The 26589-nt window shown below is 71.5% G+C and carries 22 protein-coding genes, 1 tRNA gene and 1 riboswitch; of the genes, 16 read left to right on the top strand and 7 right to left on the bottom strand.

Annotated features, from left to right (window positions below; all coding sequences use genetic code 11):
• The first annotated feature begins 107 nt into the window (after positions 1-107).
• The 9 genes from AC07FV_RS30950 to AC07FV_RS30990 all read left to right on the top strand — a co-directional run bounded on the left by AC07FV_RS30950 (position 108) and on the right by AC07FV_RS30990 (position 11371).
• On the top strand, positions 108-2072 hold the full coding sequence (locus AC07FV_RS30950) for a recombinase family protein (RefSeq protein ID WP_479090825.1): 1965 nt from the start codon (positions 108-110) through the stop codon (positions 2070-2072).
• A 123-nt stretch (positions 2073-2195) separates the two neighbouring features.
• Positions 2196-3236: a transglycosylase family protein gene (locus tag AC07FV_RS30955; protein WP_479090827.1), complete on the top strand. Its 1041-nt coding sequence runs from the start codon at positions 2196-2198 to the stop codon at positions 3234-3236.
• 182 nt (positions 3237-3418) lie between these two features.
• Positions 3419-3585: riboswitch (cyclic di-AMP (ydaO/yuaA leader) on the top strand.
• A gap of 3 nt (positions 3586-3588) precedes the next feature.
• Positions 3589-4320, top strand: coding sequence for a transglycosylase family protein (locus AC07FV_RS30960; RefSeq protein ID WP_479090829.1), 732 nt, complete (start codon positions 3589-3591; stop codon positions 4318-4320).
• A 293-nt stretch (positions 4321-4613) separates the two neighbouring features.
• Complete coding sequence (eno, locus tag AC07FV_RS30965; RefSeq protein ID WP_356608852.1) at positions 4614-5894, top strand: phosphopyruvate hydratase; 1281 nt, start codon at positions 4614-4616, stop codon at positions 5892-5894.
• A 111-nt stretch (positions 5895-6005) separates the two neighbouring features.
• The gene (locus AC07FV_RS30970; protein ID WP_479090831.1) at positions 6006-6488 is read left to right on the top strand and encodes an FtsB family cell division protein; all 483 of its coding nucleotides are present in this window, start codon (positions 6006-6008) and stop codon (positions 6486-6488) included.
• Between the two features lie 49 nt (positions 6489-6537).
• A complete protein-coding gene (locus tag AC07FV_RS30975; RefSeq protein WP_479090833.1) occupies positions 6538-7077 on the top strand; it encodes a DUF501 domain-containing protein in 540 nt (179 codons plus the stop codon).
• Positions 7074-8015 (top strand): Ppx/GppA phosphatase family protein, encoded by a 942-nt coding sequence (locus tag AC07FV_RS30980; RefSeq protein WP_479090835.1) that lies wholly within the window; start codon positions 7074-7076, stop codon positions 8013-8015. The genes AC07FV_RS30975 and AC07FV_RS30980 overlap by 4 nt, the downstream gene beginning before the upstream one ends.
• Positions 8016-8432: 417 nt before the next feature.
• Positions 8433-9842, top strand: a complete 1410-nt coding sequence (locus AC07FV_RS30985) for an NAD(P)/FAD-dependent oxidoreductase (protein WP_356608844.1) — start codon at positions 8433-8435, stop codon at positions 9840-9842.
• Between the two features lie 212 nt (positions 9843-10054).
• Positions 10055-11371, top strand: coding sequence for a class I SAM-dependent methyltransferase (locus AC07FV_RS30990; protein ID WP_479090837.1), 1317 nt, complete (start codon positions 10055-10057; stop codon positions 11369-11371).
• A 63-nt stretch (positions 11372-11434) separates the two neighbouring features.
• On the opposite strand, the gene AC07FV_RS30995 is transcribed toward AC07FV_RS30990, so the two are convergent.
• Positions 11435-13969 carry an ABC transporter permease gene (locus AC07FV_RS30995; RefSeq protein WP_479090838.1) on the bottom strand — a complete coding sequence of 845 codons (2535 nt, stop codon included), beginning with the start codon at positions 13967-13969 and terminating at the stop codon, positions 11435-11437.
• Positions 13970-14028: 59 nt separating this feature from the next.
• Positions 14029-14799 carry an ABC transporter ATP-binding protein gene (locus tag AC07FV_RS31000; protein WP_479090840.1) on the bottom strand — a complete coding sequence of 257 codons (771 nt, stop codon included), beginning with the start codon at positions 14797-14799 and terminating at the stop codon, positions 14029-14031.
• A 401-nt stretch (positions 14800-15200) separates the two neighbouring features.
• Here AC07FV_RS31000 and AC07FV_RS31005 point away from each other — a divergent pair.
• The 3 genes from AC07FV_RS31005 to AC07FV_RS31015 all read left to right on the top strand — a co-directional run bounded on the left by AC07FV_RS31005 (position 15201) and on the right by AC07FV_RS31015 (position 17717).
• Positions 15201-15284 (top strand) — tRNA-Leu (locus AC07FV_RS31005).
• A 151-nt stretch (positions 15285-15435) separates the two neighbouring features.
• Positions 15436-16638: a 4-hydroxybenzoate 3-monooxygenase gene (locus AC07FV_RS31010; protein WP_479090841.1), complete on the top strand. Its 1203-nt coding sequence runs from the start codon at positions 15436-15438 to the stop codon at positions 16636-16638.
• 167 nt (positions 16639-16805) lie between these two features.
• A complete protein-coding gene (locus AC07FV_RS31015) occupies positions 16806-17717 on the top strand; it encodes a Bax inhibitor-1/YccA family protein (protein ID WP_356608835.1) in 912 nt (303 codons plus the stop codon).
• Between the two features lie 94 nt (positions 17718-17811).
• Here AC07FV_RS31015 and AC07FV_RS31020 read toward each other — a convergent pair whose 3' ends face one another.
• On the bottom strand, positions 17812-18042 hold the full coding sequence (locus AC07FV_RS31020) for a DUF4287 domain-containing protein (RefSeq protein ID WP_053132243.1): 231 nt from the start codon (positions 18040-18042) through the stop codon (positions 17812-17814).
• Between the two features lie 103 nt (positions 18043-18145).
• On the opposite strand from AC07FV_RS31020, the gene AC07FV_RS31025 reads away from it, so the two are divergent.
• A complete protein-coding gene (locus AC07FV_RS31025) occupies positions 18146-18457 on the top strand; it encodes a hypothetical protein (protein WP_479024601.1) in 312 nt (103 codons plus the stop codon).
• 14 nt (positions 18458-18471) lie between these two features.
• On the opposite strand, the gene AC07FV_RS31030 is transcribed toward AC07FV_RS31025, so the two are convergent.
• The 3 genes from AC07FV_RS31030 to AC07FV_RS31040 form a co-directional block, all read right to left on the bottom strand.
• A complete protein-coding gene (locus AC07FV_RS31030; protein WP_479090843.1) occupies positions 18472-19269 on the bottom strand; it encodes a hypothetical protein in 798 nt (265 codons plus the stop codon).
• A 295-nt stretch (positions 19270-19564) separates the two neighbouring features.
• Positions 19565-20785, bottom strand: coding sequence for an acetyl-CoA C-acetyltransferase (locus tag AC07FV_RS31035; protein WP_356608829.1), 1221 nt, complete (start codon positions 20783-20785; stop codon positions 19565-19567).
• Positions 20786-21051: 266 nt separating this feature from the next.
• On the bottom strand, positions 21052-22077 hold the full coding sequence (locus AC07FV_RS31040) for an SGNH/GDSL hydrolase family protein (protein WP_479090844.1): 1026 nt from the start codon (positions 22075-22077) through the stop codon (positions 21052-21054).
• Between the two features lie 168 nt (positions 22078-22245).
• On the opposite strand from AC07FV_RS31040, the gene AC07FV_RS31045 reads away from it, so the two are divergent.
• A complete protein-coding gene (locus tag AC07FV_RS31045; RefSeq protein ID WP_479090846.1) occupies positions 22246-23634 on the top strand; it encodes a cystathionine beta-synthase in 1389 nt (462 codons plus the stop codon).
• Between the two features lie 316 nt (positions 23635-23950).
• On the opposite strand, the gene AC07FV_RS31050 is transcribed toward AC07FV_RS31045, so the two are convergent.
• Positions 23951-24373, bottom strand: a complete 423-nt coding sequence (locus tag AC07FV_RS31050) for a hypothetical protein (RefSeq protein WP_479090915.1) — start codon at positions 24371-24373, stop codon at positions 23951-23953.
• A gap of 254 nt (positions 24374-24627) precedes the next feature.
• Here AC07FV_RS31050 and AC07FV_RS31055 point away from each other — a divergent pair, with 254 nt between their 5' ends.
• Together AC07FV_RS31055 and AC07FV_RS31060 are read left to right on the top strand one after the other, a co-directional pair.
• Positions 24628-25641, top strand: a complete 1014-nt coding sequence (locus AC07FV_RS31055; RefSeq protein ID WP_479090848.1) for a MurR/RpiR family transcriptional regulator — start codon at positions 24628-24630, stop codon at positions 25639-25641.
• A gap of 122 nt (positions 25642-25763) precedes the next feature.
• On the top strand, positions 25764-26348 hold the full coding sequence (locus AC07FV_RS31060) for a hypothetical protein (protein WP_479090850.1): 585 nt from the start codon (positions 25764-25766) through the stop codon (positions 26346-26348).
• Positions 26349-26589: the final 241 nt, after the last annotated feature.

Here is a 26589-nt window from a genome sequence, read left to right on the forward strand (position 1 = left end):
CGTTTGTCCGTGCGCTCTCGCCTTCGGACATTACATTCCCCGTAAAACGCAAGGGGCCCCAGAGCTGGCCAGAGCTCCGGGGCCTTGCCAGCCGTGAAGGGGCTGACGTGTTCAAAGCTATCGCCATGGATGTGCCCTCGGCCAACCACGGGCCGGGGCCGAAACGTACTGTTCGAGCGGCACTCATGCTGCGAGTGTCGACACAGGAACAGGCCCGGGGGTACGGCCTCGGTGTCCAGGAGAGTGCGGGGCGCGCTTACATCGCTGCTCGGGCGGCGTGGACTCTCTCTCCGGAGTCCGTCTTCCGGGACGAAGGCGTGTCGGGAGCCACCGTCGCGCGCCCCGGCATGTTGCGCCTCGAACAGGCTGCCCGGCAGGGCGATATCGACGTCGTCGTCGTACACAGCTTTGACCGCATCGGCCGTACGGAGCAGGCGTTCTGGGCGTGGATCTGGGCCATGGAAGACCTTGGGATCCGGTTCGTATCAGCCACCGAGGACATCGACGCCGCCACGGACTCCGGACGTCAGCAGTTGCAGCGCTGTGCCGTGAGAGCCGAAGCTGAACGTGACCTCCTTCGCGAGCGCACCCAGGGCGGGCGTCAGCGCAAGGCTCTCGACGGCGGATGGGTAGGTGGCCCACCGCCCTGGGGTTACGCCATCGACAGGGCCGGCGGGCACCGTTCCACGCTCGTCGTCGACGAGAGCGAAGCGCGTGTGGTCCGCGATGCGGTGAGCCTCGTCGTGGACGAGTCCCGCAACGTCTCCGAGGCGGCCCGGGAGCTGAACGACCGCGGACAGCTCACCCGCAGCGGTCGACCGTGGACCGCTTCCAACCTCCACCGACGTCTTCGGTGCTCGGCTCTCCTCAAGGGGGAGGTCGTCTTCCGTAACCCGGAGGGCGAGGGCAGCAACAGCACCAGGCTGGACGAGAACGGTGTCCCTGTGCACGGAGCAAGTGTGGTTCTCGCGGTTCCTCGCCTCATCAGCGAGGAGCGGGCGGACGCGTTGCTGCGTTCCCTGAGGCAGGGTGGCCACTCCGTGCACGCCGAAGCGGGGCACTACCCGTTGACCGGCCGGATCATCGGCGCATGCGGCCACGGATACGTCGGCTCCTTCAGCAAATCCAATGCCACCCGCTACTACCGGTGCGGCGGAGCCAACAACGGCAAGGGCCCGGCGACGAACTGCTCCGACCCGTACCTGACAGCCGACGCTGTCGAAGGGGCCGTGTGGAGCAGGGTCGAGGTACTGCTGACGGAACCGCGCATCCTGGATGCGGCTCGGAGCAGGCTGCTCCCGTATCCCGGTGACATCGGCAAGCAAGGTGAGCGGGTGGCTCGTTTCGCGGACTCGCTCCGGGAGAAGGAGGATCTCCTGGCTCACGCCACGACGGCTTTGACCGCATCCGGCCTCGACCAGGCAGTGAAGGACGCGGCCTTGCGGCAGCTCACGGAGGACGTGCGCAGCGCCACGGCGCTGCTCGCAACGGGGCGGCTGGTGCTCGCGGGCCAGGAAGCCGCAGCCGAGGCCGCTCGGTCGGTTCTGCACCCGCCCCTGCCGGCCGGGGGAGCACCTCACCTCGACCTGGCCGGGATGGCAGTGGTGATCGACCTTCTGAACATCAGGGTGAAGCCTCTCGGAGAGGTGCGGAGGCGCTCTGGGGTCAAGTGCAAGGTGACGGAGTGGCACGAGCGGACCGGGACGCCCGTCCCCGAGGCGGTGGCGGAGTCCGAATGGCCGGTGATCGAGGCGCTCATGGCCGCGCACTTCCCGCGCCGCCAGTTCGTCCGCGGAGCCGTGGATGTCCGGACGCAACTGAACGAGGCTCTGCACCGGTTGCGCACGGGCTGCCTGTGGGACGAGCTCCCTGAGTGCCACGGCCCCTGGCAGCTTGCCAAGGACAGGCAGAACACCTGGTTCAGGAAGGGCTTCTGGCCCCTCCTCATGGACGAGCTGAACCGCCGTGGAGAGCCCACCCCGGTTCGACGTGAGCCGCAGGTGCCACCGCTCGAGGTCACAGGGGCCGTCGTGTCCGAGCTGTTCAAACATGACACGCGCTCAACTTTGTGATCTTCACGTGATCTGCGCGGCATGAACTTGTGACAAGCGATCATCTGCCTATACGTTCACGGATCAACGTGGCCCCCAGTCTCACGGCCGCGCGATCCCCGTTGTCTCGTGAAAGGTCTTCGCATGCTCTCCGGGAACGGTCGTCACCGCCGCCCCCGCCAGGCACCCGCCCTGGTCGTCGCCGCCGGAGTGACGGGCTCCGCCATCGCGATCCCGCTGCTCGGCGCCACCGGCGCGCACGCGGCCGACGGGGCGAACTGGGACCGGGTCGCCGAGTGCGAGACCGGCGGCTCCTGGAGCCAGAGCAGCGGCAACGGCTACTACGGCGGGCTACAACTGTCCCAGGACGTCTGGGAGCAGTACGGCGGCCTGGAGTACGCGTCGAGCGCCGATCAGGCCAGCCGCTCCCAGCAGATAAGAATCGCCGAGAAGTTGCGCGCGGACCAGGGCATCGCCGCCTGGCCGACCTGCGGGCTGCTCGCGGGCCTGGGCAACGACCCGGGCACGCCGGCCGGCGGCGCGGGTGCGGCGGAGAAGGGTGCGTCGCAGGGGTCGGACGAGGAGGGGACGCCGACGGCGCCCCGGTCGCCCGCGGCGTCCGGCACCGGCTCGTCCGGCTCGTCCGAGGGGGCCGGGCGGGTCTCCGGGCTCTCGCCTTCGTCCCCGTCCCCGGCCGCGTCTGACTCCCCGTCGGCCGACCGGGACGAAACGGCCAAGGCCGACACAACACCCGGAACCGGCTCTTCGGCGACCGCGGACCCGCAGGAGTCCGACAGGTCGTCCACAGCCACCACCAAGGATGACGAAACGGACAAGGCGGGCCAGAGCGCGGGCTCTTCGGCCCTCACCGGCACCGCGGGGTCCGGCGCCGGCAAGCATCGCGGCGACCGCGCCCAGGAGGGTGTGGAAGGCGTGGAGGAGGGCCGCGGGTCCGACGCGTCGGGGCGGCACGCCTCGCGCGGTGAGGGCGAGGCGCGAGGGGTCGTCGACGGCTCGTACACCGTCCGCTCCGGCGACAGCCTCTGGGGCATCGCCGACTCCCTTGAGCTCGACGGCGGGTGGCGCTCGCTGTATGTCGGCAACGAGGAGGTCGTCGGCACCGACCCCGACCACATCCTGCCCGGTCAGACGCTCACGGTCGGGGGCGAAACGGGCCAAAAGTAGGGGGAGTTCGCGTCACGGTTCGGGGCCTATGTCCGATTTGGATCACGTGAGACATAGCTCTCAGAAGCCGTGATCGTCTTTGAAAATCCGGCGAGCGCGTGTCTACGGTCATGGTCGCTCGCCATCGCGGGCCCCGGCTGCCGCAACGCCGAATCCTGCCAGCGGCCGTCCGGGAACAGTCGTCGCGTCAAGCGCCGAAGGCAGGAGCGGGGGACCCAAGGTAAGTGCCGCACCGGGCAGTCGAGCCGGAGCGGCTAGGGGTGGAGCCGAGTTCCGCGAGGAACCCGGCCGGGCAACTCAACCGGCCCGAACCCGACAGCTCACCTCGCAGGCGTCGGTGAGGGGATCAACCATGCTGTTTTCCGGCAAGGGCAAGCACCGTCGTCCGTCCAAGGCCACCCGAGTCATCGCCGTCGCCGGTGTCACCGGTGCCGCCGTCGCCGCCCCGCTGATGGCGGCCGGCAACGCCTCCGCCGCCACCGCCTCCGAGTGGGACGCCGTCGCCCAGTGCGAGTCCGGCGGCAACTGGTCCATCAACACCGGCAACGGTTACTACGGCGGTCTGCAGTTCTCCGCCTCCACCTGGGCCGGCTACGGCGGCACGCAGTACGCCGCGACCGCCGACCAGGCGAGCAAGTCGCAGCAGATCGAGATCGCCGAGAAGGTGCTCGCGGGCCAGGGCAAGGGTGCCTGGCCGGTCTGCGGCACCGGCCTGTCGGGCGCCGCGTACACCGGTGGCGGCTCCACCGAGAGCCAGGACAGCGGTTCCGCGCAGGGCTCCGGCAGCTCCGAGAGCCAGAGCGGCGGCTCCACCGCCGACCGCTCCACCGAGCAGAAGGCGTCCCGTTCCGAGGAGCGCCCGGCCGCCGAGAAGCCGGCCGAGAAGAAGACCGTCACCACCCCGACCGGCAAGAAGGTCGAGAAGGGCGACGGCGAGTACAAGGTCGTCAAGGGCGACACCCTCAGCTCGATCGCCGGGGAGCACGACGTCAAGGGCGGCTGGGCGAAGCTGTTCGAGCTGAACGACGACATCGTCGACGAGGCCGACCTGATCTACCCGGGCCAGCAGCTGCACCTGAAGTAAGCAGCGGTCCCGCCTGCTCCCGTCCCGGCGCGTGTTCCCCCGTACGCGCCGGGACGGGTTTTTCACGTCCCCGTCCCGTCCCCGTCCCGCCCGTGCCGCCGTCCCCGGGACCGCGGGTGTTTCCGGAAACGTCTTTGTTCCGTTCGGAAACAATTTACTCTCGGTTCTGTCCAGCGGGTGGGCGATCGGCTGGCCGATCGCCCGGAGCCGGTTAGGCTCGGTCCCGCAGAGCCGCTGCGGTCCTGTGGACCCGCGCGTCACACCGAAGCGTCACATTGAAGAAGGAGATGCTCGTGCCGTCCATCGACGTCGTCGTAGCCCGGGAAATCCTGGACTCCCGAGGCAACCCCACGGTCGAGGTCGAGGTCGGCCTCGACGACGGCAGCACGGGTCGTGCCGCCGTTCCCTCCGGCGCCTCCACCGGCGCCTTCGAGGCCATCGAACTCCGTGACGGCGACCCGGCCCGTTACCTGGGCAAGGGCGTCGAGAAGGCCGTCCTGGCCGTCATCGAGCAGATCGGCCCGGAGCTGGTCGGCTACGACGCCACCGAGCAGCGCCTGATCGACCAGGCCATGTTCGACCTGGACGCGACCGACAACAAGGGCTCGCTGGGCGCCAACGCCATCCTCGGCGTCTCGCTCGCCGTCGCCCACGCCGCCTCCGAGGCCAGCGACCTGCCGCTCTTCCGCTACCTGGGCGGCCCCAACGCGCACCTGCTGCCGGTGCCGATGATGAACATCCTGAACGGCGGCTCGCACGCCGACTCCAACGTGGACATCCAGGAGTTCATGATCGCGCCGATCGGCGCGGAGTCCTTCTCCGAGGCCCTGCGCTGGGGCGCCGAGGTCTACCACACGCTGAAGAAGGTCCTGAAGAACAAGGGCCTGGCCACCGGACTCGGCGACGAGGGCGGCTTCGCCCCGAACCTCGGCTCCAACCGCGAGGCCCTCGACCTGATCCTCGAGGCGATCAAGGAGGCCGGCTACACCCCCGGCGAGCAGATCGCCCTGGCGCTCGACGTCGCCGCGTCCGAGTTCTACAAGGACGGCTCCTACGCCTTCGAGGGCAAGAACCGCACCGCCGCCGAGATGACCGAGTACTACGCCGAGCTGGTCGAGGCGTACCCGCTGGTCTCCATCGAGGACCCGCTGTTCGAGGACGACTGGGACGGCTGGAACACCATCACCGCCAAGCTCGGCGACAAGGTGCAGCTCGTCGGTGACGACCTGTTCGTCACCAACCCGGAGCGCCTGGCCCGCGGCATCGAGGAGAACTCGGCCAACGCCCTGCTCGTCAAGGTGAACCAGATCGGTTCGCTGACCGAGACCCTGGACGCCGTCGAGCTGGCCCAGCGCAACGGCTTCAAGTGCATGATGTCCCACCGTTCCGGCGAGACCGAGGACGTCACCATCGCCGACCTGGCCGTCGCCACCAACTGCGGCCAGATCAAGACCGGTGCCCCGGCCCGCTCCGAGCGCGTCGCCAAGTACAACCAGCTGCTGCGCATCGAGGAGATCCTCGACGACGCCGCGGTGTACGCCGGCCGCAGCGCGTTCCCCCGCTTCAAGGGCTGACCCGCCCCGTAAGAGGCGGCGTCGTACGTACGTCCCCGTACTCGGTCCCGTACCGTGTGCGGGGACGTACGCACGTAGGGCGACGCACGAGGGTGCAGGGGAGGCGGGGACATGGCGGTGAAGGACCGGGACCGTTTCTCCACCGCGACCAGGATCCGGATCATCGGGGAGCAGACCGCGGCCCGGGTCTACCGTTCGCAGACCAAGCGCCAGGCCCGCCGCTCCCGGCTGACCGGCCGGGCCGCGCTGCTCGCGATGGTGCTCTGCTCGCTGGTCGTGGCGCTCGCCTATCCGATACGGCAGTACGTCGCCCAGCGGGCGGAGGTCGCCGATCTCCAGCGGGAGCAGCGCGAGACCCGGAGCCGGGTCGAGGAGCTGCGCGACCTCAAGGCGCGCTGGCAGGACGACGCCTACGCCGAGCAGCAGGTCCGGCTGCGGCTGCACTACGTGATGCCGGGGGAGACGGGGCTCGTCGTCGTCGACCCGGACGCCGCCAGGCAGGCCCGCGCCGAGGCCGGTGCCGCCGACCGCCCCTGGTACCGCAACGTCTGGGACGGGATCGACAAGGCCGACGCCGCCGCCCTCCGGCAGTGAACCGACCGCGCCGGCCGTGACTCAACAGGAAGACCAGCAGAAGACAGCCATGCAGACTCCCCCGCCGACCACCCCGCGCACCGAGCCCACCGACGCGGACGTGGCGGCCTTCAAGCAGCAGCTCGGGCGTCCTCCGCGCGGCCTGCGCGCCATCGCGCACCGCTGCCCCTGCGGCCGGCCGGACGTCGTGGAGACGGCGCCGCGGCTGCCCGACGGCACGCCCTTCCCCACGCTGTACTACCTGACGTGTCCGCGGGCGGCCTCCGCGATCGGCACGCTGGAGGCGAACGGCGTGATGAAGGAGATGACCGAGCGCCTCGCCACTGACCCCGAGCTGGCCGCCGCCTACCGGGCCGCGCACGAGGACTACATCCGGCGCCGCGACGAGATCGAGGAGCTGACCGGGTTCCCGAGCGCGGGCGGCATGCCCGACCGGGTCAAGTGCCTGCACGTGCTGGTCGGCCACTCCCTCGCCGCAGGGCCGGGCGTGAACCCGTTGGGCGACGAGGCCCTCGCGATGCTGCCCGAGTGGTGGCGCAAGGGGCCGTGCGTGACGGTCGACGGGACCTGCGGGGAGGACGGCAAGTGACCCGTGTCGCCGCCGTCGACTGCGGTACGAACTCCATCCGGCTGCTGGTCGCCGACGTCGACCCGGCGACCGGTGAGCTGAGCGACCTGGACCGCCGCATGACCATCGTGCGGCTCGGTCAGGGCGTCGACCGCACCGGGCGGCTGGCGCCCGAGGCGCTGGAGCGGACCTTCGCCGCGTGCCGCGAGTACGCCGAGGTGATCAAGGAGCACGGCGCGGAGCGGCTGCGCTTCGTGGCGACCTCCGCCTCCCGGGACGCGGAGAACCGGGACGACTTCGTGCGCGGCGTGCTGGACATCCTCGGTGTGGAGCCGGAGGTCATCACGGGGGACCGGGAGGCGGAGTTCTCCTTCACCGGCGCCACCCGGGAGCTGGCCGGCCGCGACCACCTCGACAGGCCCTACCTGGTCGTGGACATCGGCGGCGGCTCGACCGAGTTCGTCGTCGGCGACGACCACGTGCGTGCCGCCCGTTCCGTGGACGTCGGCTGCGTCCGGATGACCGAGCGGCACCTGGTCCACGACGGCGCGGTGACCGACCCGCCGACCGAGGCGCAGGTCGCGGCGATGCGGGCGGACATCGAGGCGGCCCTGGACCTCGCCGAGGAGACGGTGCCGCTGCGCGAGGCGCGCACGCTGGTGGGGCTGGCCGGTTCGGTGACGACGCTCTCCGCCATCGCGCAGGATCTTCCCGGGTACGACTCGGCCGCCATCCACCACTCCCGGGTCTCCCGGGACCGGGTCGCGGAGATCACCGCGTGGCTGCTGCGCTCCACCCACGCCGAGCGCGCGGCGGTCCCGTCCATGCACCCGGGCCGCGTCGACGTCATCGGGGCGGGCGCGCTCGTCCTCCTGGCGATCATGGAGCGGACGGGCGCGCGGGAGGTCGTGGTGAGCGAGCACGACATCCTCGACGGCATCGCGTGGTCGCTGGCGTAGGGGCCGTGCTCGCTCTCTGAGCAGGACGGACGACGATTGAGCGGTCGCCGGGGGGCCTCGCGGACCTCCCGGCGACGCCCTGTCGGGAAAGTTCGTGAAGTTCTTCACAAGGAATTGGGCCCGGTCGGACGGCGAATGCGCGTCGGTTGACCCTTTTGGGGGTTCAACGGCCCTTTGAACGCGTTCAGGACCGTGTGTGCGAGGGGTGCCGCCGGGGGGTCGGGAGAGGGTGGTCCACCGTCTCCGGAGGTGCGGACGGGCAGCTCACGCGGCATTGACAACGGGGTGCACTACACGCTGGTTCCTTCCCCCGCCATGATCTCCGTCACGTGGGCGGCGGATGGTAGCACAGCCTTCACCGAAGCTTGTGAAGGGGCGCACGAACGACCCCCCTGAGTCGGGTGGATACTCGATGGCATGAGCACCACGGAGCGTCCCAGGATCCTCGTAGTAGGCGGTGGGTACGTAGGCCTGTACGCAGCTCGACGCATCCAGAAGAAGATGCGTTACGGCGAGGCGACCGTCACCGTCGTCGACCCGCGGTCGTACATGACCTACCAGCCCTTCCTCCCCGAAGCCGCCGCCGGCAACATCTCCCCGCGGCACGTCGTCGTCCCCCTCAGGCGCGTGCTTCCCAAGGCGGAGGTCCTCACCGGCCGGGTCACGACCATCGACCAGGACCGCAAGGTCGCCACGATCGCCCCGCTGGTGGGCGAGGCGTACGAGCTGCCGTTCGACTACCTGGTCATCGCCATGGGCGCGGTCTCCCGCACCTTCCCGATCCCCGGCCTCGCCGAGCAGGGCATCGGCATGAAGGGCATCGAGGAGTCCATCGGACTGCGCAACCACGTCCTGGAGCAGCTGGACAAGGCCGACTCCACCACCGACGAGGAGATCCGCCGCAAGGCGCTCACCTTCGTCTTCATCGGCGGCGGTTTCGCCGGCGCGGAGACCATCGGTGAGGTCGAGGACATGGCCCGCGACGCGGCCAAGTACTACAAGAACGTCTCCCGCGAGGACATGCGCTTCATCCTCGTGGACGCCGCCGACAAGATCCTCCCCGAGGTCGGCCCCAAGCTCGGCCAGTACGGCAAGGAGCACCTCGAGGGCCGCGGCGTCGAGGTCTACCTGTCCACCTCCATGGACTCCTGCGTCGACGGCCACGTCGTGCTGAAGAACGGCCTGGAGGTCGACTCCAGCACCATCGTGTGGACGGCCGGCGTCAAGCCGAACCCGGCCCTGTCCCGCTTCGGCCTGCCGCTGGGTCCCCGCGGTCACGTCGACTGCGAGCCGACCCTCCAGGTCAAGGGCACCGACTACATCTGGGCCGCGGGCGACAACGCCCAGGTGCCGGACCTCGTCGGCCGCAAGGCGGGCAACGAGAACGCCTGGTGCCCGCCGAACGCCCAGCACGCGCTGCGCCAGGCCAAGGTCCTCGGCGACAACGTGATCTCCGGTATGCGGGGCTTCCCGCAGAAGGACTACAGCCACGCCAACAAGGGCGCGGTGGCGGGTCTCGGCCTCCACAAGGGCGTCGCGATGATCGTCATGGGCAAGATGAAGATCAAGCTCAAGGGACGTCTCGCCTGGTACATGCACCGCGGCTACCACGGTCTCGCGATGCCGACCTTCAACCGGAAGATCCGCGTCTTCGCGGACTGGACGCTCGGCATGTTCCTCAAGCGCGAGGTCGTCTCCCTCGGCGCGATGGAGACCCCGCGCGAGGAGTTCTACGAGGCCGCCAAGCCGGCCCCGGCCGCCGCGCCCAAGGCCGCCGAGCCGGCCGCGCAGCCGCAGAAGTCCGGGGAAAAGGCCAAGGCCTCCTGACCTGCCCTCCGGCGCACCCGTAGTACCCCGAAGGGGCCGTCCGCCATCCGTGGTGCGGGCGGCCCCTTCGCGCTGCGCCGGCCGGGCGACAGAGTCCATGGTGTGTACAGGTATTTTGCCGGGTCGTGACGCGCGCCGGGGACTGTGCGGCGGGCTCCCAGGTGTTTACGTGGTGAGGGACATTCCGGGATCGCTCGTCACGGAGGTACGCCATGGCTGACGCCGCGCTGCGGCTGCAGAGCCTCTTCGAACAGTTGCTGGGAGCACCCCTCCCGGTGCGCGTCCGCGCCTGGGACGGTTCGCAGGCGGGACCGCCGGGCGCGCCCATCGTCGTCGTCCGCCGCCGCCGGGCCCTGCGCCGCCTGCTGTTCAAGCCGGGCGAACTGGGCCTGGCCCGTGCCTGGGTGGCCGGCGACCTCGACGTCGACGGCGACCTGTACGCCGCTCTGGACGCGGTGGCCGGCCTCCTGTGGGAACGCGGTGAGGACGCCCGCGGCCTCGGCGAGGCACTGCGCGACCCCGAGGTGCGGGCCGCCGTCCGCGGGCTGGTGCGGCTCGCCGGGCCGCCGCTGCCGCCCGCCCCGCCCCCGGAGGAGGTCCGCCGCCCCCGCGGCCACCTGCACACCAGGCGCACCGACAGACGCGCCATCAGCCACCACTACGACGTCGGCAACGACTTCTACCGACTCGTCCTCGGCCCCTCCATGGTGTACTCCTGCGCCTACTGGCCCACCCCCGGAACCGCGGGCGGCACCCTGGAGGACGCCCAGCGCGACAAGCTCGAACTGGTCAGCCGCAAGCTCGACCTGAGCCCCGGTCAGCGCCTCCTGGACGTCGGCTGCGGCTGGGGCTCCATGGCGATCCACGCGGCCCGCGAGCACGGCGTGAGCGTCGTCGGCGTCACGCTCTCCCGGGAACAGGCCGCCCACGCCCGCAAGCGCGTCGCCGAGGAGGGGCTCACCGACCGGGTGGAGATCCGCGTCCAGGACTACCGGGACGTCGCGGACGGGCCGTACGACGCCGTCTCCTCCATCGGCATGGCCGAGCACGTCGGCGCCGAGCGCTACCTGGAGTACGCCGGTGACCTGTTCCGGCTGCTCAAGCCCGGCGGGCGGCTGCTCAACCACCAGATCGCGCGGCGCCCCGAACGGGACGAGTCCGCCTACGGCGTGGACGAGTTCATCGACGCCTACGTCTTCCCCGACGGTGAACTGGCCCCCCTCGGCACCACCGTCACGCAGCTGGAGCGCGCCGGGTTCGAGGTGCGCGACGTGGAGTCGATCCGCGAGCACTACGCGCTCACCCTGCGCCGCTGGGTGACCAACCTGGAGTCCGGCTGGGCGGCGGCCACGGGCCTGGTCACCCCGGGCCGCGCGCGGGTCTGGCGCCTGTACATGGCCGCCTCCGCGCTCGCCTTCGAGCACAACCGCATCGGCGTCAACCAGGTCCTCGCCGTGCGGACCCCGGACTCGGGCGACTCCGGACTGCCGCTGCGCGCCCGCGTGTGGGGTGCGCCCGGCCGCGTCTGACCGGAGACGGGGCCGGGCCCCCCGGTGGGGAGCCCGGCCCTGTCGTGCCGCGGTGCGGTGAGGTCACTCGGCCTTGATCGCGCTCAGCATGTTGAGCCGGGCGGCGTTGCGGGCCGGCCACATCGCGGCCAGGACGCCCACCAGACCGGCCAGCACCAGGAAGATCCCGATCCGGTCCCAGGGCAGGACCAGCGCGTACCCCGGGATCTGGTCCGCGACGGTCTCGCCGATCGCCCAGCCGAGGAACGTACCGAGACCGATGCCGACCACGGCGCCGAACATCGAGATGACGACGGCCTCCAGCCGGATCATCCGCTTCACCCGGCGCCGGTCCAGACCGATCGCGCGCAGCATGCCGATCTCCTGCTGCCGTTCGAAGACGGACATCGCGAGGGTGTTGACGACGCCCAGCACCGCGATGATCAGGGCCATGGCCAGCAGGCCGTACATGATGTTCAGCATGGTGTTGATGGCGCCGCCGAACTCGTCGCGGATGTCCTGCCGGTCCATCACGGTGATCGCCGGGTTGTCGCCGAGCGCGTCGATGAGGACCTGCTCGTTGGCCGCGGACCGGCCGCCGTCGACCTTCACGAAGATCTGCCGGATGGACGGTTTCGTCTCGTGCCGGTCCACGACCTCGCGGTCGACGAGGACGGGGGAGAGGAACTCGCTGTCCTTGTAGACGGCGCCGACCGTCAGGGTGGCCTTCTCGTCGTCGTCGAAGGTGACGGCGACGGTGTCGCCGGTCTTCCAGCCCCTGGTCTCGGCCGTCTTCTCGGCGACCGCGATCCGGCCCTCGGCGAGGGAGCCGGCGCTGCCGCTGACGACGTCGACCGTCAGGACCTTCTCGATGTCGCCCGGGGTGACCGCCGAGGCGGACACGTAGTCCCCGCCGTCGACCCGGAAGTAGGCGTCCTGCTGCGGCGAGACCGCGGACACGCCCCGGGCCTTCTCCAGTGCCGTCAGCGCGGCCCGGTCGAGGTCGCCTCCGTTGGCCATCGAGACCATGTAGTCGGCCTTGATGTTGTCCGTGGTCATCTTGTCGATGGCCGCGCCGACCGTGATGCCGAGCACCGACAGGGCGGTCACCAGTGTCAGCCCGATCGCCAGCGCCGAGGCGGTGGCGCCGGTGCGGCGCGGGTTGCGGACCGCGTTCTGGCCGGCCAGCTTGCCCGCCACACCGAACGGGCCGACGAGCAGGGGGCGGACGAGCGCGATCACGGGCCGGGACAGCAGCGGGATCAGGATGATCACGCCGATCAGTGCGAAGAACGCGCCCGCCCCGATGTACATCCTGCCGTCGTCGCCCCCGGTCGAGGCACCCGCCACGATCCCCAGCGCACCGAGGGCGGTGACCACCGCGCCGATGGAGTTGCGCAGCACCAGAGACTTGGTGGTGGCCACCGCGTGGACACTGTTCATGGCCGCCACCGGCGGGATCTTCGCGGCCCGGCGGCCGGGCAGCCAGGCGGCGAACGTCGTGATCAGCACGCCCACCGAGAACGCCGCCACCACCGGCGTGGCGGACAGGACCAGCGGACCGTCCGGCATCTTCATGTCGAACGCGGCCATCCCGGAGCGCAGTCCGACGGCCAGGGCGACGCCGAGGGCGAAGCCGACGGCCGAGGCCACCAGACCCACCAGCGCGGCCTCGGCGAGCACCGAGCGGGTGATCTGCCTGCGGGACGCGCCGACGGCGCGCATCAGGGCGATCTCCTTGGTGCGCTGGGCGACCAGCATCGTGAACGTGTTGGAGATCAGGAAGATGCCGACGAAGAGCGCGATGCCCGCGAAGCCGAGCAGGATCTGCTTGAGGTTGCCCATGCCCTGTTCGATCTGCTCGGCCTGCTCGTCCGCGAGCGCCTGGCCGGTCCGGGCCTCGGCGGTCTCCGGCAGCAGCGGCTCGACCGAGCGGAGGATCTCCGAGGCGTGCGCGCCGGGGGCGGCGGTGACGGTCACGCTCTCGAACCAGCCCGGCTTCAGGTACTGCTTCTGGGCGACGGAGGTGTCGAAGAGGACGAGGCTGCCGCCGGCGTTGACGGCGCCGTCCTCGGTGGTGAACACGCCGCTGAGGGTGTACTCCTTCACCGGGCCGTTGGTCGCGACGCGCACCCGGTCGCCGACCTCGTACTCGCCCTTGCCGGCGGACTCCTCGTCCAGCGCGATCTGGTCGTCCCGCACCGGGCCGGAGCCGTCGGTGAACGTGTACGCGGCGTCCTTGCCGTCCTTGCCGGGTGCGAAGTTGGCGCCCTTGTTGGACCAGCCGACGCCGATGAGCTTCCCGTCGGGGTCGGCGACACCGGCGAAGCCCTCGACGCGGCCGTACACCCCGGCGACGCCGTCCACGGCGGAGAGCCGGTCGAGGACCTCATCCGAGAGGCCGGGCTCCTCCTTGGGGTTGTCGGGGTCGGCGTGCGAGCTGACGGCGACGGCGACGTCGTCGTAGCTCTTCGCCGACTGGTTGCGGAAGGCGTGGGAGAGGGTGTCGGCGAAGACCAGGGTGCCTGACACGAACGCAACGCCCAGCATCACGGCGAGCACGGTCATCAACAGCCTGGCCTTGTGCGCGAGGACGTTGCGCAAGGCGGTTCGGAACATGGGTCTTCTCTGTCCAGACGTACGGCGGAGGTACGGGGGTGTGCGCGGCGGGCGGGACGTCAGCTGGTGCGGCCCTTGGCGTCGAACTGCTTCATCCGGTCCAGCACCGAGTCGGCCGTCGGCCCGTACACCTCGTCGACGATGCGCCCGTCCGCGAGGAAGACCACCCGGTCCGCGTAGGCCGCGGCCACCGGGTCGTGGGTCACCATCACCACCGTCTGGCCCAGCTCCCGCACCGAGTTGCGCAGGAAGCCCAGCACCTCGGCGCCGGAGCGGGAGTCGAGGTTCCCGGTCGGCTCGTCACCGAAGATGATCTCGGGGCGGGAGGCCAGCGCACGGGCCACGGCCACGCGCTGCTGCTGGCCGCCGGAGAGCTGGGAGGGGCGGTGGCCGAGCCGGTCGGCGAGCCCGACCATCCCTATCACCGAGTCCAGCCACTGCTGGTCCGGCTTGCGGCCCGCGATGTCCATGGGGAGGGTGATGTTCTCCCGCGCGGTGAGCGTCGGCAGCAGGTTGAACGCCTGGAAGATGAAACCGATCTTGTCCCGGCGCAGCTTGGTCAGCTGCTTGTCCTTCAGGGGGCCCAGTTCGGTCTCGCCGATGCGCACCGAGCCGGAGGAGAAGGTGTCGAGACCGGCCACGCAGTGCATCAGGGTGGACTTGCCGGAGCCGGAGGGACCCATGATGGCGGTCAGCTCGGCCTGCCGGAATTCGATGGAGACGCGGTCCAGGGCGACCACCTGGGTCTCGCCCTGGCCGTAGATCTTGGAAAGCTCCGTGGCGCTTGCGGCCACGGTGGTGGACCGGTCGGCGATGGGTGCGGTGGTCACGGGAAGGGCGCTCCTGTCGGTGCGGCGTGCTGGGGACGCGGTCCATCCTTCCGGCCGCCGGGCGCCGTGTAGTCAGCCGCTGTTCCGGTTCCGAGGGGGGACTCCGGTCGGACCGGGCGGGCCCGTGTACTACCTGAGGATGACGGCCGACCCTGACCCGCCGGTCCGGCGCGGACGGCACCGGAACGGGGCGGGCGCCCTTGTCGAGACGGTGAAATTCCGTCATTCCGCGTGCGACGACCGGCGTCGCACGCGAGGCTGTTGGCAAGTGAGGACGGCCCGGCCGCGGAACTGATGCGCCCTCAGGCGCCAATAAAATAAGACAAGATCGGTCCGCCCGACCCGTGTTCGAGGGGTGTGCCCCGATAGGCTCAAGACGCTCGACGCGGAGCCCATGGCCTGCCCGGATGGTGGAATGCAGACACGGCGAGCTTAAACCTCGCTGCCCCTTCGCGGGCGTGCCGGTTCAAGTCCGGCTCCGGGCACTCTCCCTTCCTCCTTCCCTCGCGGCGGCTTCGTCGCAGACCGTTGACAGCGGTGTCACTCGGTCGGAGACTCGCCTTCAATCGGTGAACTAATTTTCACCAGGCGAACGACACGGTCAAGTGTCACGCGAACAACCGAAGGGAACGACCGATGCGCACCACCGTCGGCATCATCGGGGCCGGACCCGCCGGGCTCCTCCTCGCCCGGCTGCTCCACAACGCCGGTATCGACTCCGTCGTCCTGGAGAGCCGCGACCGTGCCTACGTCGAGCGGCGGCAGCGCGCCGGAATCCTGGAGCAGGGCACCGTGGACGTCCTGCGGGCGGCCGGCGCGGCGGAGCGCATGGACCGGGAGGGGCTGCGGCACGACGGCATCGAGCTGCGCTACGACCGGCGGCGCCACCGCGTCGACTTCCCCGCGCTGACCGGCGGGAGGTCGGTCATGGTCTACGCCCAGACCGAGGTCTGCAAGGACCTCATCGCCCTCCAGCTCGACGAGGGCGGCCCGCTGCTGTTCGAGACCGAGGCGCTGGCCGTGGAGGACGCGGAGACCGCGCACCCGCGCGTGCGCTTCCGGCACGGGGGCGCGGACGGGGCGAACGGCGGGAGCGGCGTCGAGGACGTCCTGGAGTGCGACTACGTCGTGGGCTGCGACGGCTTCCGGGGGGTGGCCCGGGCGGCCGTCCCCTCCGGAGTGGGCCGCACCTTCGAGCGGACGTACCCCTTCGGCTGGCTCGGCATCCTCGCCGACGTGCCGCCCTCGCACGACGAGCTGGTCTACGCCCGCCACGACCGCGGGTTCGCCCTGTTGTCCATGCGCTCCCCGTCCGTCTCCCGCCTCTACCTCCAGGTGCCCGAGGGCACGGAGGCCGAGAGCTGGAGCGACGAGGAGATCTGGGCCGAGCTGGAACGCCGCTTCGAGACGGACGACGACTGGACGCTGCGGCGCGGCCCGATCACCCAGAAGTCGGTCACGCCGATGCGCTCCTACGTCCACGAGCCCATGCGGCACGGCCGCCTCTTCCTGGCCGGCGACGCCGCGCACATCGTGCCGCCCACCGGCGCCAAGGGCCTCAATCTCGCCGTCGGCGACGTCGTCACCTTCGCGCGGGCGCTGGTCCACCGCACGCGGACCGGCTCCGAGGACCTGCTCGACGCCTACTCCGCGACCTGTCTGCGCCGCGTCTGGCAGGCCGAGCGCTTCTCGTACGACATGACGACCCTGCTGCACCGTGCCCCCGACGCCACGCCCTTCGACGACCGCCTCCAGGTGGCCCGTCTGGACCGGATCGCCGGTTCCCGCGCGGCCGGGACCGACCTCGCCGAGGCCTACACCGGTTTCCCGATCGGGTGAGCGGGGCGCGGCCGGGTGCGGGCCCCGGCCGTGAGGGGAATCACCGGTCCGCGTAGCGTGTTGTCCCGCAGGTGCAGGGAAAGATCCTCCCCAAGCAGTAGGGTCATTCCTTTGCCGTTCCATTACTCTTGAGCCAAGGCTGCGCAGTGTGGCCATGGAGGAGTGAAATGAGGAGCAGAAACCCGGTCTTCTCGCGACGGGGGTTCAGCCGCGACAACGGCTACGCGGGCTTCAACGCCGCGCCGCAGGCCGGGGGCCCCGCCGTCGCCACCCAGGGCAACCCGTACGCGCAGGGCGCTCCGTACGCCCAGCCCGCCGGCAACCCCTACGCGCAGAACCCGTACGCCCAGCAGGACCTTCAGCACGGCGCGCCGCCGCAGGCGCCGGCCGGCACCGGCCGGATGACGATGGACGACGTCGTCATCCGTACGGCGAGCACGCTCGGCGTGCTCATCGTGACGGCCGCGCTCGCGTGGGCGCTGCTGCCCGTGGACGACGCCAACATCGGCCGGTCCTACGGCATCGGCATCGGCGCCGCGCTGATCGGCATGGTCCTGGCGCTCGTCCAGTCCTTCAAGCGCAAGGCCTCGCCCGCGCTGATCCTGTCGTACGCGGCGTTCGAGGGTGTCTTCCTCGGCGTCGTCTCCAGCGTCGTCGACAACCGCATCGCCGACGGCGCGGCCATGCAGGCCGTGATCGGCACGATGGCGGTCTTCGCCGGTGTGCTGATCGCGTACAAGGCCGGCTGGATCCGCGTCAACCGCCGCTTCTACGGCTTCGTGATGGCGGCCGCGCTCGGCTTCGTCTTCCTGATGATGGTGAACCTGCTGTTCGCCGTCTTCGGCGGCGGAGACGGCCTCGGCTTCCGCAGCGGCGCCCTCGGTGTCGTCTTCGGCATCGTCGGCATCATCCTCGGCGCCTGCTTCCTGGCCATGGACTTCAAGCAGGTCGAGGACGGCCTGGCCTACGGCGCCCCGCGCGAGGAGGCCTGGCTCGCCGCCTTCGGCCTCACGCTGACGCTGGTCTGGCTGTACCTGGAGTTCCTGCGGCTGATCGCGATCCTGAACAGCAACGACTAGCACGTGCCGGTACGGCGCGACGCGCGCCGGCGTGACGCGTGAAGGGCCCCGGGCTTCCGCCCGGGGCCCTTCGTCGTCCTTGCGGCGGCGCACGCTAGAGCAGCTTGCGTGCGGCCCTTCTCAGGTCGTATTCGTGGACGATCGCCTTCGCGTGGCCGTACGCGAGGTCGTGTTCGTGGCGGAGCCAGCTGACCTTCTCCTCGAAACGGAAGAGGGAGGGGCCGTCCTCGACGGCGCGCAGCCAGTCGGAGATCTCACGACCGGTGCAGTGGGGGATGCGGGCGAGCATGTTGCGGTGGGTCTCCTCGGAGAAGACTTGGGACATCGGCGCCTCCGGACGAAAGGGGATGTAAGCCGGTCCTTCAGGTCACCGTGCCTGAGCGTTCGCCCGTTGGCAACAGTCCCGGCGGGGCGCGTACGCTCGCGCCGTGGTTGATACGACGCCTTTGACCCGAGCCGTGGACGACTTCGCCGACCGGCTGCGGGCCGCCCCGCAGAGCAGGCTGCAACGCGGGGCCGCCGCCGAGGCGCTGGAACTCGCCCGCGAGCTGGCCCGACGCGCCCAGCTCGCGGAGGAACCGGACGCGGAACCGCGGCAGATGCCGGACGCGGGGATGTTCGCCGCCGCGGACCAGATCGCCGTCGCCGCACACGATCTGGCCCTCGTGCTCGGCGACGAGGGGCAGGTGGAGGAGGCGGTGGGCCTGGTGGAGGAGGCGCGCAAGCGCGCCGGGGTGTGACGTCCCGGAGGTGACTAGAGGGACGCGATGACGCGGTCCGCCAGGATGTAGACGTTCTCCTCGCCGCAGGCGAAGGTCAGCGTGTAGGCGCCGGAGATCCCCGAGCCGCCCAGCAGGTACGGGGTCGTGCCCGCGCTCAGCGCGGCGGCCAGGCGTTCGGCGGTCTCCCGGTGGCCCGGGGTCATGCACAGGGTGGTCCCGTCGGCGAAGACGTAGACGTCGAGCGTGCCCAGCGGGCCCGGGCGGACGTCCGCCAGCGCCACGCTGGTCTCGGCCAGCTCCTCCAGGGTGGCGACGGTGCGCTCGTGGTCGTCCCCGACCGGCGAGGGGTTCGGTACGAAGTCCGGGTGCGAGGGGTGCCGGCGGCGGGCCGCAGCCAGCTCGGCGGAGTCCCGCGGACCCGTGTCCAGCGCGGACGACTCCTCGGCGTCGGCGCCCGGCTCGGCCACCGGCTCCAGGCCCGCGAAGTCGGCCTGGCGGGGCAGGAACAGCTCACTGTCGGACAGGCCGAGCAGCAGGGGCGCGTCGGAGGTGTCCCGCGCGTCCTGGGCGGCCCAGAAGGCACGCGCCTCGGCGAGTTCCCGCTCGCGCTCCTCGGCGAGGGCGTCCGCGACGGCCGCGCGTATCTCCTCGGCGTCGGCGGCACGGGCCGCGGGCACACGGCCGCGCGTGGCGGCGGCGCGGCTCTCGGCCAGCTCGGTGTGCAGGGCCGTCACCTGGCGGCGCAGCACCAGCACGGCGCGCAGGACGGCGACGCCCACGGCGCCGGTGGCGGCCGTGGTGAGCAGCAGGGCGATCGGCATGGCGCTCACGGACGTACTCCCGGTTCAAAGTCGACCCCCGACTTCCTACATCAGCTTGAAGGGAGGACTAACCGTCTGTCAGTGCGTAACGTCACGAAACGGACAGGACTTTGGGCCCGGAAGGTGGGGGTGGGGCCGGGCTGACCTGCGTGGATCCAGGGGGCGGGAGAGGTAGGTCACATCCTGGGGGAGATTGGGTCACAAAACGACCCAGAACCCTGGGGTGTCCGGGGTTCCGGGTCGTGGTGTCACGCTGGGTCCCGCGGGCGCTACCGACAGTCCCCCGGCCGGCGCGGCGCGGTGGTCAGCTGAGGCGCTCGATGACCATGGCCATGCCCTGGCCGCCGCCGACGCACATGGTCTCCAGACCGAACTGCTTGTCGTGGGTCTGGAGGGAGTTGATGAGCGTGCCGGTGATGCGGGCGCCGGTCATGCCGAAGGGGTGGCCGACGGCGATGGCGCCGCCGTTGACGTTCAGCTTCTCCAGCGGGATGCCGAGGTCGCGGTAGGACGGGATGACCTGCGCGGCGAAGGCCTCGTTGATCTCGACCAGGTCGATGTCGTCGATGGTCAGCCCGGCGCGGGACAGGGCCTGCTTGCTCGCCTCGACCGGGCCGAGGCCCATGATCTCGGGGGAGAGGCCGGAGACGCCGGTGGAGACGATGCGGGCGAGCGGGGTCAGGCCCAGCTCGCGGGCCTTGGTGTCGCTCATGATCACGAGGGCCGCGGCGCCGTCGTTGAGCGGGCAGCAGTTGCCGGCGGTGACCAGGCCGTCGGGGCGGAAGACGGGCTTGAGGCCCTGGACGGCCTCCAGGGTGACACCGGCGCGCGGGCCGTCGTCCTTGGAGACCACGGTGCCGTCGGGCAGCGTGACCGGGGTGATCTCGCGCTCCCAGAAGCCGTTCTTGATGGCTTCCTCGGCGAGGTTCTGCGAACGGACGCCGAACTCGTCCATGTCCTGCCGGGTGACGCCCTTGGCGCGGGCGAGGTTCTCGGCGGTCTGGCCCATGGCGATGTACGGGTCGGGGACGAGGCCGTCCTCGCGCGGGTCGTGCCAGGTGGTGCCCTCCTGCTGGGCGACCTCGGCGGTGCGGGCCTCGGCCTCGGCGAAGAGCGGGTTGCGGGTGTCCGGCAGGCTGTCGGAGTTGCCCTTGGCGAACCGGGAGACCATCTCGACGCCGGCCGAGATGAAGACGTCGCCCTCGCCGGCCTTGATGGCGTGCAGGGCCATGCGCGAGGTCTGCAGGGACGAGGAGCAGTACCGGGTGACGGTGCAGCCGGGCAGGTGGTCCATGCCCATCTCGACGGCGACGATGCGGCCGAGGTTGTTGCCCTGCTCGCCGCCGGGCAGACCGCAGCCGAGCATCAGGTCGTCGATGTCCCTCGGGTCCAGCTCCGGGACCTTGGCGAGGGCGGCCTGGATGATCGTGGCGGCCAGGTCGTCGGGGCGCAGGTCCTTCAGGGAGCCCTTGAAGGCGCGGCCGATGGGTGAGCGGGTGGCTGAGACGATCACGGCTTCGGGCATCACGGCTCCAGTGACGAGTCGGTACGGGGCGGGCGTGGCTGGTTGGGAAGTTACCCGGCCGTATGGCCCGGGTCACGGGTGCGGGGGTGTGACATGGGCCGCAACTTTCTAAGCGCTTGCTTGGGCCTACGGCGGCGGGGTGGGGGTGCCGCCCAGGCCGGGGGCTCGGCTCGCGGGAGCGCGCTCCTCCCCGGAGGTGCCCGGCGAGTCCGGGGCGCCCCGCCGGGCGTGTCGCGGGACCGCCCGGCGGGGCGGCGCGTGTGCTCCTAGCTCGACTGGGGGGACCGTGCCGGTTCCGCCTCCGGGACCCTCCGCCGCCTGCGGCGCTTGAGCAGCGCCCAAGGCCCCCGCGGGCCCGACGGCATCGCGGCCGCGACCTCCGTGCCCGCCTCGGACGCGGCCTCCGCGGCCGCCCGCGCCACCGGCAGGAAGCCCTCGCGGCGCAGCGCGTCGGGACGCTCCTCGTCCGCCGGCCACAGGCCGAGCGCCGCGCACACCGACGGCAGGACCGCCATCGCCGCCGTGGCATAGCCCTCGGCGGACGGATGGTAGTTGTCGGGGCCGAACAGCTCCCGCGGGTTCTCCGCGAACTCCGGGCCCAGCAGATCCCCCAGCGACACCGTGCGCCCGCCCTGCTCCACGGCGCCGATGGTCTGCGCCGCCGCGAGCTGCCGGGAGGTCCGCCGGGCCAGCCAGCGCAAGGGCTGCCGCACCCGCTCGATCGTGCCCAGGTCCGGGCAGGTGCCGACGACCACCTCCGCACCGGCCGTGCGCAGCCGCCGTACCGCGCCCGACAGGTGGCGGACCGACTGGGTCGCCGGCATGCGGTGGGTGACGTCGTTCGCACCGATCATGATCACGCAGACGTCGGGGGTCCGCCCCGGGTCCGCGAGGACCAGCGCCACCTGCCGGTCGAGGTCGTCCGAGCAGGCCCCGGGTGACGCGACCGACCCCAGCTCCACCGGCCGCTCCGCCACCGCCGCCAGCCCCGACGCCAGCAGCGCGCCCGGTGTCTGCCCGGCCCGGTGCACGCCCTGTCCGGCCGCCGTGGAGTCGCCCAGCATCACCAGCCGCAGGGGCGGCTCACCGGCCGGGGGCAGGGTGTCGCCGTAGAGCCCCTCCGCGTTCGGCACCCGGTCGGGGGTCCCGATGCCCACCCGGCGCCTGGCCAGCTGCACCTCCGCCAGCAGCAGACCGACCGTGGCCGCACCGGCCAGCCCGATGCCACCTCCGCCGTACGCCGCGCCGGCCGCGATCCTCTTGGCCACCCGCGCCCTCGACATGCTTGTCATACGTCGCCGCCACCTCCTCCAACCCGTACACCCACTGCTTGCCCCGTACCGACGGTCGCCCAATCTCAACGGGGAGTGAACGACCGTCACGGGGCATCACCGGGGCGGCAGGCCATAGGCTGGCGGGACCGATAACGACCACATCTTTTGCAGCATCCGGAGACCACGGTGCATTTCCACGACTCGATGATCAGCCTCGTCGGCAACACCCCGCTGGTGCGGCTCAACAGCGTGACCAAGGGCATCAGGGCGACCGTCCTGGCCAAGGTGGAGTACTTCAACCCGGGCGGCTCGGTGAAGGACCGCATCGCCCTGCGCATGATCGAGGCCGCCGAGAAGAGCGGAGAGCTGCGGCCCGGCGGCACCATCGTGGAGCCGACCAGCGGCAACACGGGCGTCGGCCTCGCGATCGTGGCGCAGCAGAAGGGCTACAAGTGCATCTTCGTCTGCCCCGACAAGGTGTCCACCGACAAGATCAACGTGCTGCGCGCGTACGGCGCCGAAGTGGTCGTGTGCCCGACGGCGGTCGACCCCGAGCACCCGGACTCCTACTACAACGTCTCCGACCGGCTGGTCCGCGAGACGCCGGGGGCCTGGAAGCCCGACCAGTACTCCAACCCGCACAACCCGCTCTCCCACTACCACTCCACCGGCCCCGAGCTGTGGGAGCAGACGGAGGGCAAGATCACTCACTTCGTCACCGGTGTCGGCACCGGAGGCACCATCTCCGGCACCGGGCGCTACCTCAAGGAGGCCAGTGACGGCGCGGTCAAGGTGATCGGCGCCGACCCCGAGGGCTCGGTCTACTCGGGCGGTTCCGGCCGGCCGTACCTCGTCGAGGGAGTCGGCGAGGACTTCTGGCCGACCGCCTACGACCGCGAGGTCGCGGACGAGATCGTCGCCGTCTCCGACAAGGACTCCTTCCAGATGACCCGCCGCCTCGCCAAGGAGGAGGGCCTGCTGGTGGGCGGCTCCTGCGGCATGGCGGTCGTCGCGGCGCTGGAGGTGGCCGAGCGGCTCGGCGAGGACGACGTGGTCGTCGTCCTGCTCCCGGACAGCGGACGCGGTTACCTCAGCAAGATCTTCAACGACGAGTGGATGGCCGACTACGGCTTCCTCGAGGACGCCGGCCCCAGCGCCCGCGTCGCCGACGTCCTGAACGACAAGGAGGGCGGCCACATCCCCTCCCTCGTCCACATGCACCCGGACGAGACCGTCGGCCAGGCGATCGAGGTGCTGCGGGAGTACGGCGTCTCGCAGATGCCGATCGTCAAGCCCGGCGCCGGCCACCCGGACGTGATGGCCGCCGAGGTCGTCGGCTCGGTTGTGGAGCGGGAGCTGCTGGACGCCCTGTTCGCCAAGCGGGCCTCGCTGGAGGACCCGCTGGAGAAGCACATGTCGGCCCCGCTGCCCCAGGTCGGTTCCGGCGAGCCGGTCGCGGACCTGATGGCGGTGCTCGGCGCGGCCGACGCGGCGATCGTCCTCGTCGAGGGCAAGCCGACCGGTGTGGTGAGCCGTCAGGACCTGCTGTCCTTCCTCGCCAAGGCCGGGAAGTAGCGGAAGCCGCCGGGCCCGTGATGATCTCCGCGGTCTTCGCGGAAGCGGTCTTCGCGGAAGTGGTACGCGCGCGTCATGTGCGCGCAGCACACGCTTAACACGGGTCCGGCACAGTGGTCGTTGTCGGCGTCGAGGACCTTCCGGAGCGGCTCCCGGACTTCCAAGGACGCCACGGACGCGCCGCCCCGGCCGTGAGGCCCGGAACCGCGCGTCCCCGCGGGGACCGCCGTCGTCCCGCCCCCCAGCGATGGGGGTGCGGCGGTCCCCGCGCAGTCTTCCCCCGGTCGGACGCGGCGAGGCCGCGCCGGCCGGACGCTCAGTCCTCCCAGGCGTCGTCCTTGCCGGAGCGGCGGCGCGTGAAGAGGCCGGGGGTGGTCCGGGCGGCCTGTACGACGTTGACCCCGACGATGCCGGCCCAGGCGACCAGCAGTCCCGGCAGGTCGGCCACGCCGCCGCCGATCGCGGACAGCGGGACCGCGAGCACCAGCGACACGATGCCGAAGCCGAAGCGCTCGCCGAAGGAGTCCGTGCTCCTCGGCGAACGGCTGTCGCGGGCCGTCGCCATCTGCTGCTCGGCGACCTGCCGCCGCACCCGACGCTCGACCGCCGAGTCGATGCGCTGGTCGACCTTCTCCAGGAACGAGTCCACCAGCGCCGACTCGTACTCCTCACCCAGCTCCCTGCGGGTCTGCAGGGTGGCGTCGAGTTCCTTCTTGAGGTCGGTGTCCCGCCCGTCCATTCCCGTCATGCCGACCACGGTAGGCAGCGGGGGCGTCGTGGGCACTGGGGGTAGCCCCCGTTTCGGCCGGGGGGCGTCCGGTGACCGGGCGGGTCGGGGTGGTTCCGGTGGGGGCGGATCCGGCCGGGGCGGGCCGGGCCGGGGCGGGGTGCGACGGGGTGGCCGGAGGGGCGTTCGGCGTCGTGCGGTCCGCCACCTCGCTGTATAACGGTATGCAGAAGTCGAGGCGGGTGAATAGGTCGAGGGGGACAGGGATGAGCGGGACCGGCCGGACCGACGGAGCCGAGGGAGCCGACGGACTGGGTGGGGTCGGTGGGGCCGACGACACCAGTGGGGCTGGTGGGGCCCATGGGGCTGGTGGGGCCCGTGGGGCTGGTGGGGCCCATGGGGCTGGTGGGGCCCGTGGGGATGGTGGGGTCGGTGGTGCTGGTGGGGTCGATGGCCCGGCCGCGCGGCTTCAGGCGCTGTTCGAGGGGCACCGGCTGACGCCGACCCAGCGGCGCATCGCGCACAGCATGGTGCGGCGCGCCGCCGACGTGCCCTTCCTCTCCAGCGTCGAGCTGGCCGAGCTGGCCGGGGTCAGCCAGCCGTCCGTGACCCGCTTCGCGGTCGCCCTCGGCTTCGACGGCTATCCGGCGCTCCGCCGCCACCTGCGCGAGGTCGCCCCCGCCGAACCGGCGGCGGACACCGGTTCGCGCAACGAGTACCAGCAGGCCGTGGCGGCCGAGATCGAGAACCTGCGGCACCTGGCCGAGGTGCTGGCCGACCCCGGACCGGTGCGGGAGGCGGGCCGCACGCTCGCCGGGAGCCGGCCCCTGCCCGTCCTCGGACTGCGGGCGGCGGCGGCCCAGGCGCACGGCTTCGCCTACTTCGCCGCCAAGGTCCACCCGGACGTCCGGCTGCTGGACGAGGGCGGCACGATGCTCCGCGACCGCGTCGACGCCGCGGCCCGGGCCGGGGCGACGGCCCTGCTCTGCTTCGCCCTGCCGCGCCATCCGCGTGAGGTCGTCGACGCGCTCGCCCACGCCAAGGAGGCCGGCCTCACCGTCGTGACCGTCGCCGACTCCGCCTTCGCGCCGGTCGCCAAGGTGTCCGACCTGCTGCTGCCCGCCGCCGTCGGCACCGGCCTCGCCTTCGACACCGCCTGCGCGCCGATGCTGCTCGGACGGATGCTGCTGGAGGCCATGTGCGACGACCTGCCGGACGCCCAGGCCCGACTCGAGGAGTTCGACACGAAGGCGGCGGCGCGCGGGCTCTTCGTGGAGTGACGGCGGACCGACGCCACCGGAGGGCGCGTTCTCAGACTCGTCTCACCTTCCCCCGTTAATCTGCGTCACCGCACACCTCTCAGACGCATCGCGGAGAGCGAGAACGGGACAGGAGGCCGGACGTGGCGCGCGGAGGACAAGGACTGGTTCGGGTCGCCGTCGTCGTACGGGCGGGGGCGGCGCCACTGTGGTGGCTGGGCGTGTTCGCGGCGGGCATCGGGGCGTTGGTGCCGGGGCTGACCGGGCGTCGGATCGGCGTCCTGGCCGGTGCCGCGCTGTTCCTCGTCGCGACGGCCGTCGTGGCGTGCGTGCGCCGCAGGCGGTACACCGCCCTGGCCCGGTCGGCCGCCCGCGCGGGCAAGCACGACGTGCTCCAGGACCGCGCGGTCACCGTGCGCAACTGGCGCCGGGGCCACCGCTGGTGGCTGCTCCTCGCCTTCGTCGCCGCGCTGGGCAGCGCCTTCGCGGTGCCCGCGGCGGCCGGACTGCTGATGGCGGGCTGCGGCGCGGGCCTCTGGCTGAAGTCCGCCTGGATCGGGCGCAGGGAACAGGCCGAGAACGCTCTCCTGTGGGTGCGCGTGGACTGGCTCTCCCGGAGCGCCGGCCGTCCGGCGGCCGGGACCGTGAAGGCCTACCGCAGCACCGGCATCGCGGCGGGCGACGCGGCGCCGGGCGGCGCCAGGCGCAAGACGGCCGCGCTGGTCTGACCACGGGCCTCGGGCCCAGGAGGCAGCCCACACCCGTACTGGAGGCAGCGCCACACCCCACACCGGAGGCAGCGCCACACCCGTACTGGAGGTAGCGCCCCACCCACACTCACACCCCCACCCGGCGTGACGCGGGCCCCGAGCCCGCGTCACGCGCCCCCGACGGTCTAACAGCGCCCGTTTGCGGACCTCGAAACCGCCCGGGCGCTTCTACGTGGGTCCTCTCTCATCTCCGAACCCT

The organism is Streptomyces sp. NPDC045956, from assembly GCF_056430705.1.

Excerpts from the sequence above, each read along its gene's own strand:
- AC07FV_RS30995 (WP_479090838.1), bottom strand. The coding sequence starts at position 13,969 with ATGTTCCGAACCGCCTTGCGCAACGTCCTCGCGCACAAGGCCAGGCTG.
- AC07FV_RS31055 (WP_479090848.1), top strand. The coding sequence starts at position 24,628 with ATGAGCGGGACCGGCCGGACCGACGGAGCCGAGGGAGCCGACGGACTG.
- AC07FV_RS30960 (WP_479090829.1), top strand. The coding sequence starts at position 3,589 with ATGCTGTTTTCCGGCAAGGGCAAGCACCGTCGTCCGTCCAAGGCCACC.
- AC07FV_RS30975 (WP_479090833.1), top strand. The coding sequence starts at position 6,538 with ATGCAGACTCCCCCGCCGACCACCCCGCGCACCGAGCCCACCGACGCG.
- AC07FV_RS31010 (WP_479090841.1), top strand. The coding sequence starts at position 15,436 with ATGCGCACCACCGTCGGCATCATCGGGGCCGGACCCGCCGGGCTCCTC.
- AC07FV_RS30955 (WP_479090827.1), top strand. The coding sequence starts at position 2,196 with ATGCTCTCCGGGAACGGTCGTCACCGCCGCCCCCGCCAGGCACCCGCC.
- AC07FV_RS30970 (WP_479090831.1), top strand. The coding sequence starts at position 6,006 with ATGGCGGTGAAGGACCGGGACCGTTTCTCCACCGCGACCAGGATCCGG.
- AC07FV_RS31015 (WP_356608835.1), top strand. The coding sequence starts at position 16,806 with ATGAGGAGCAGAAACCCGGTCTTCTCGCGACGGGGGTTCAGCCGCGAC.
- AC07FV_RS31020 (WP_053132243.1), bottom strand. The coding sequence starts at position 18,042 with ATGTCCCAAGTCTTCTCCGAGGAGACCCACCGCAACATGCTCGCCCGC.
- AC07FV_RS31035 (WP_356608829.1), bottom strand. The coding sequence starts at position 20,785 with ATGCCCGAAGCCGTGATCGTCTCAGCCACCCGCTCACCCATCGGCCGC.
- AC07FV_RS30990 (WP_479090837.1), top strand. The coding sequence starts at position 10,055 with ATGGCTGACGCCGCGCTGCGGCTGCAGAGCCTCTTCGAACAGTTGCTG.
- AC07FV_RS31040 (WP_479090844.1), bottom strand. The coding sequence starts at position 22,077 with ATGACAAGCATGTCGAGGGCGCGGGTGGCCAAGAGGATCGCGGCCGGC.
- AC07FV_RS30985 (WP_356608844.1), top strand. The coding sequence starts at position 8,433 with ATGAGCACCACGGAGCGTCCCAGGATCCTCGTAGTAGGCGGTGGGTAC.
- AC07FV_RS31050 (WP_479090915.1), bottom strand. The coding sequence starts at position 24,373 with ATGGACGGGCGGGACACCGACCTCAAGAAGGAACTCGACGCCACCCTG.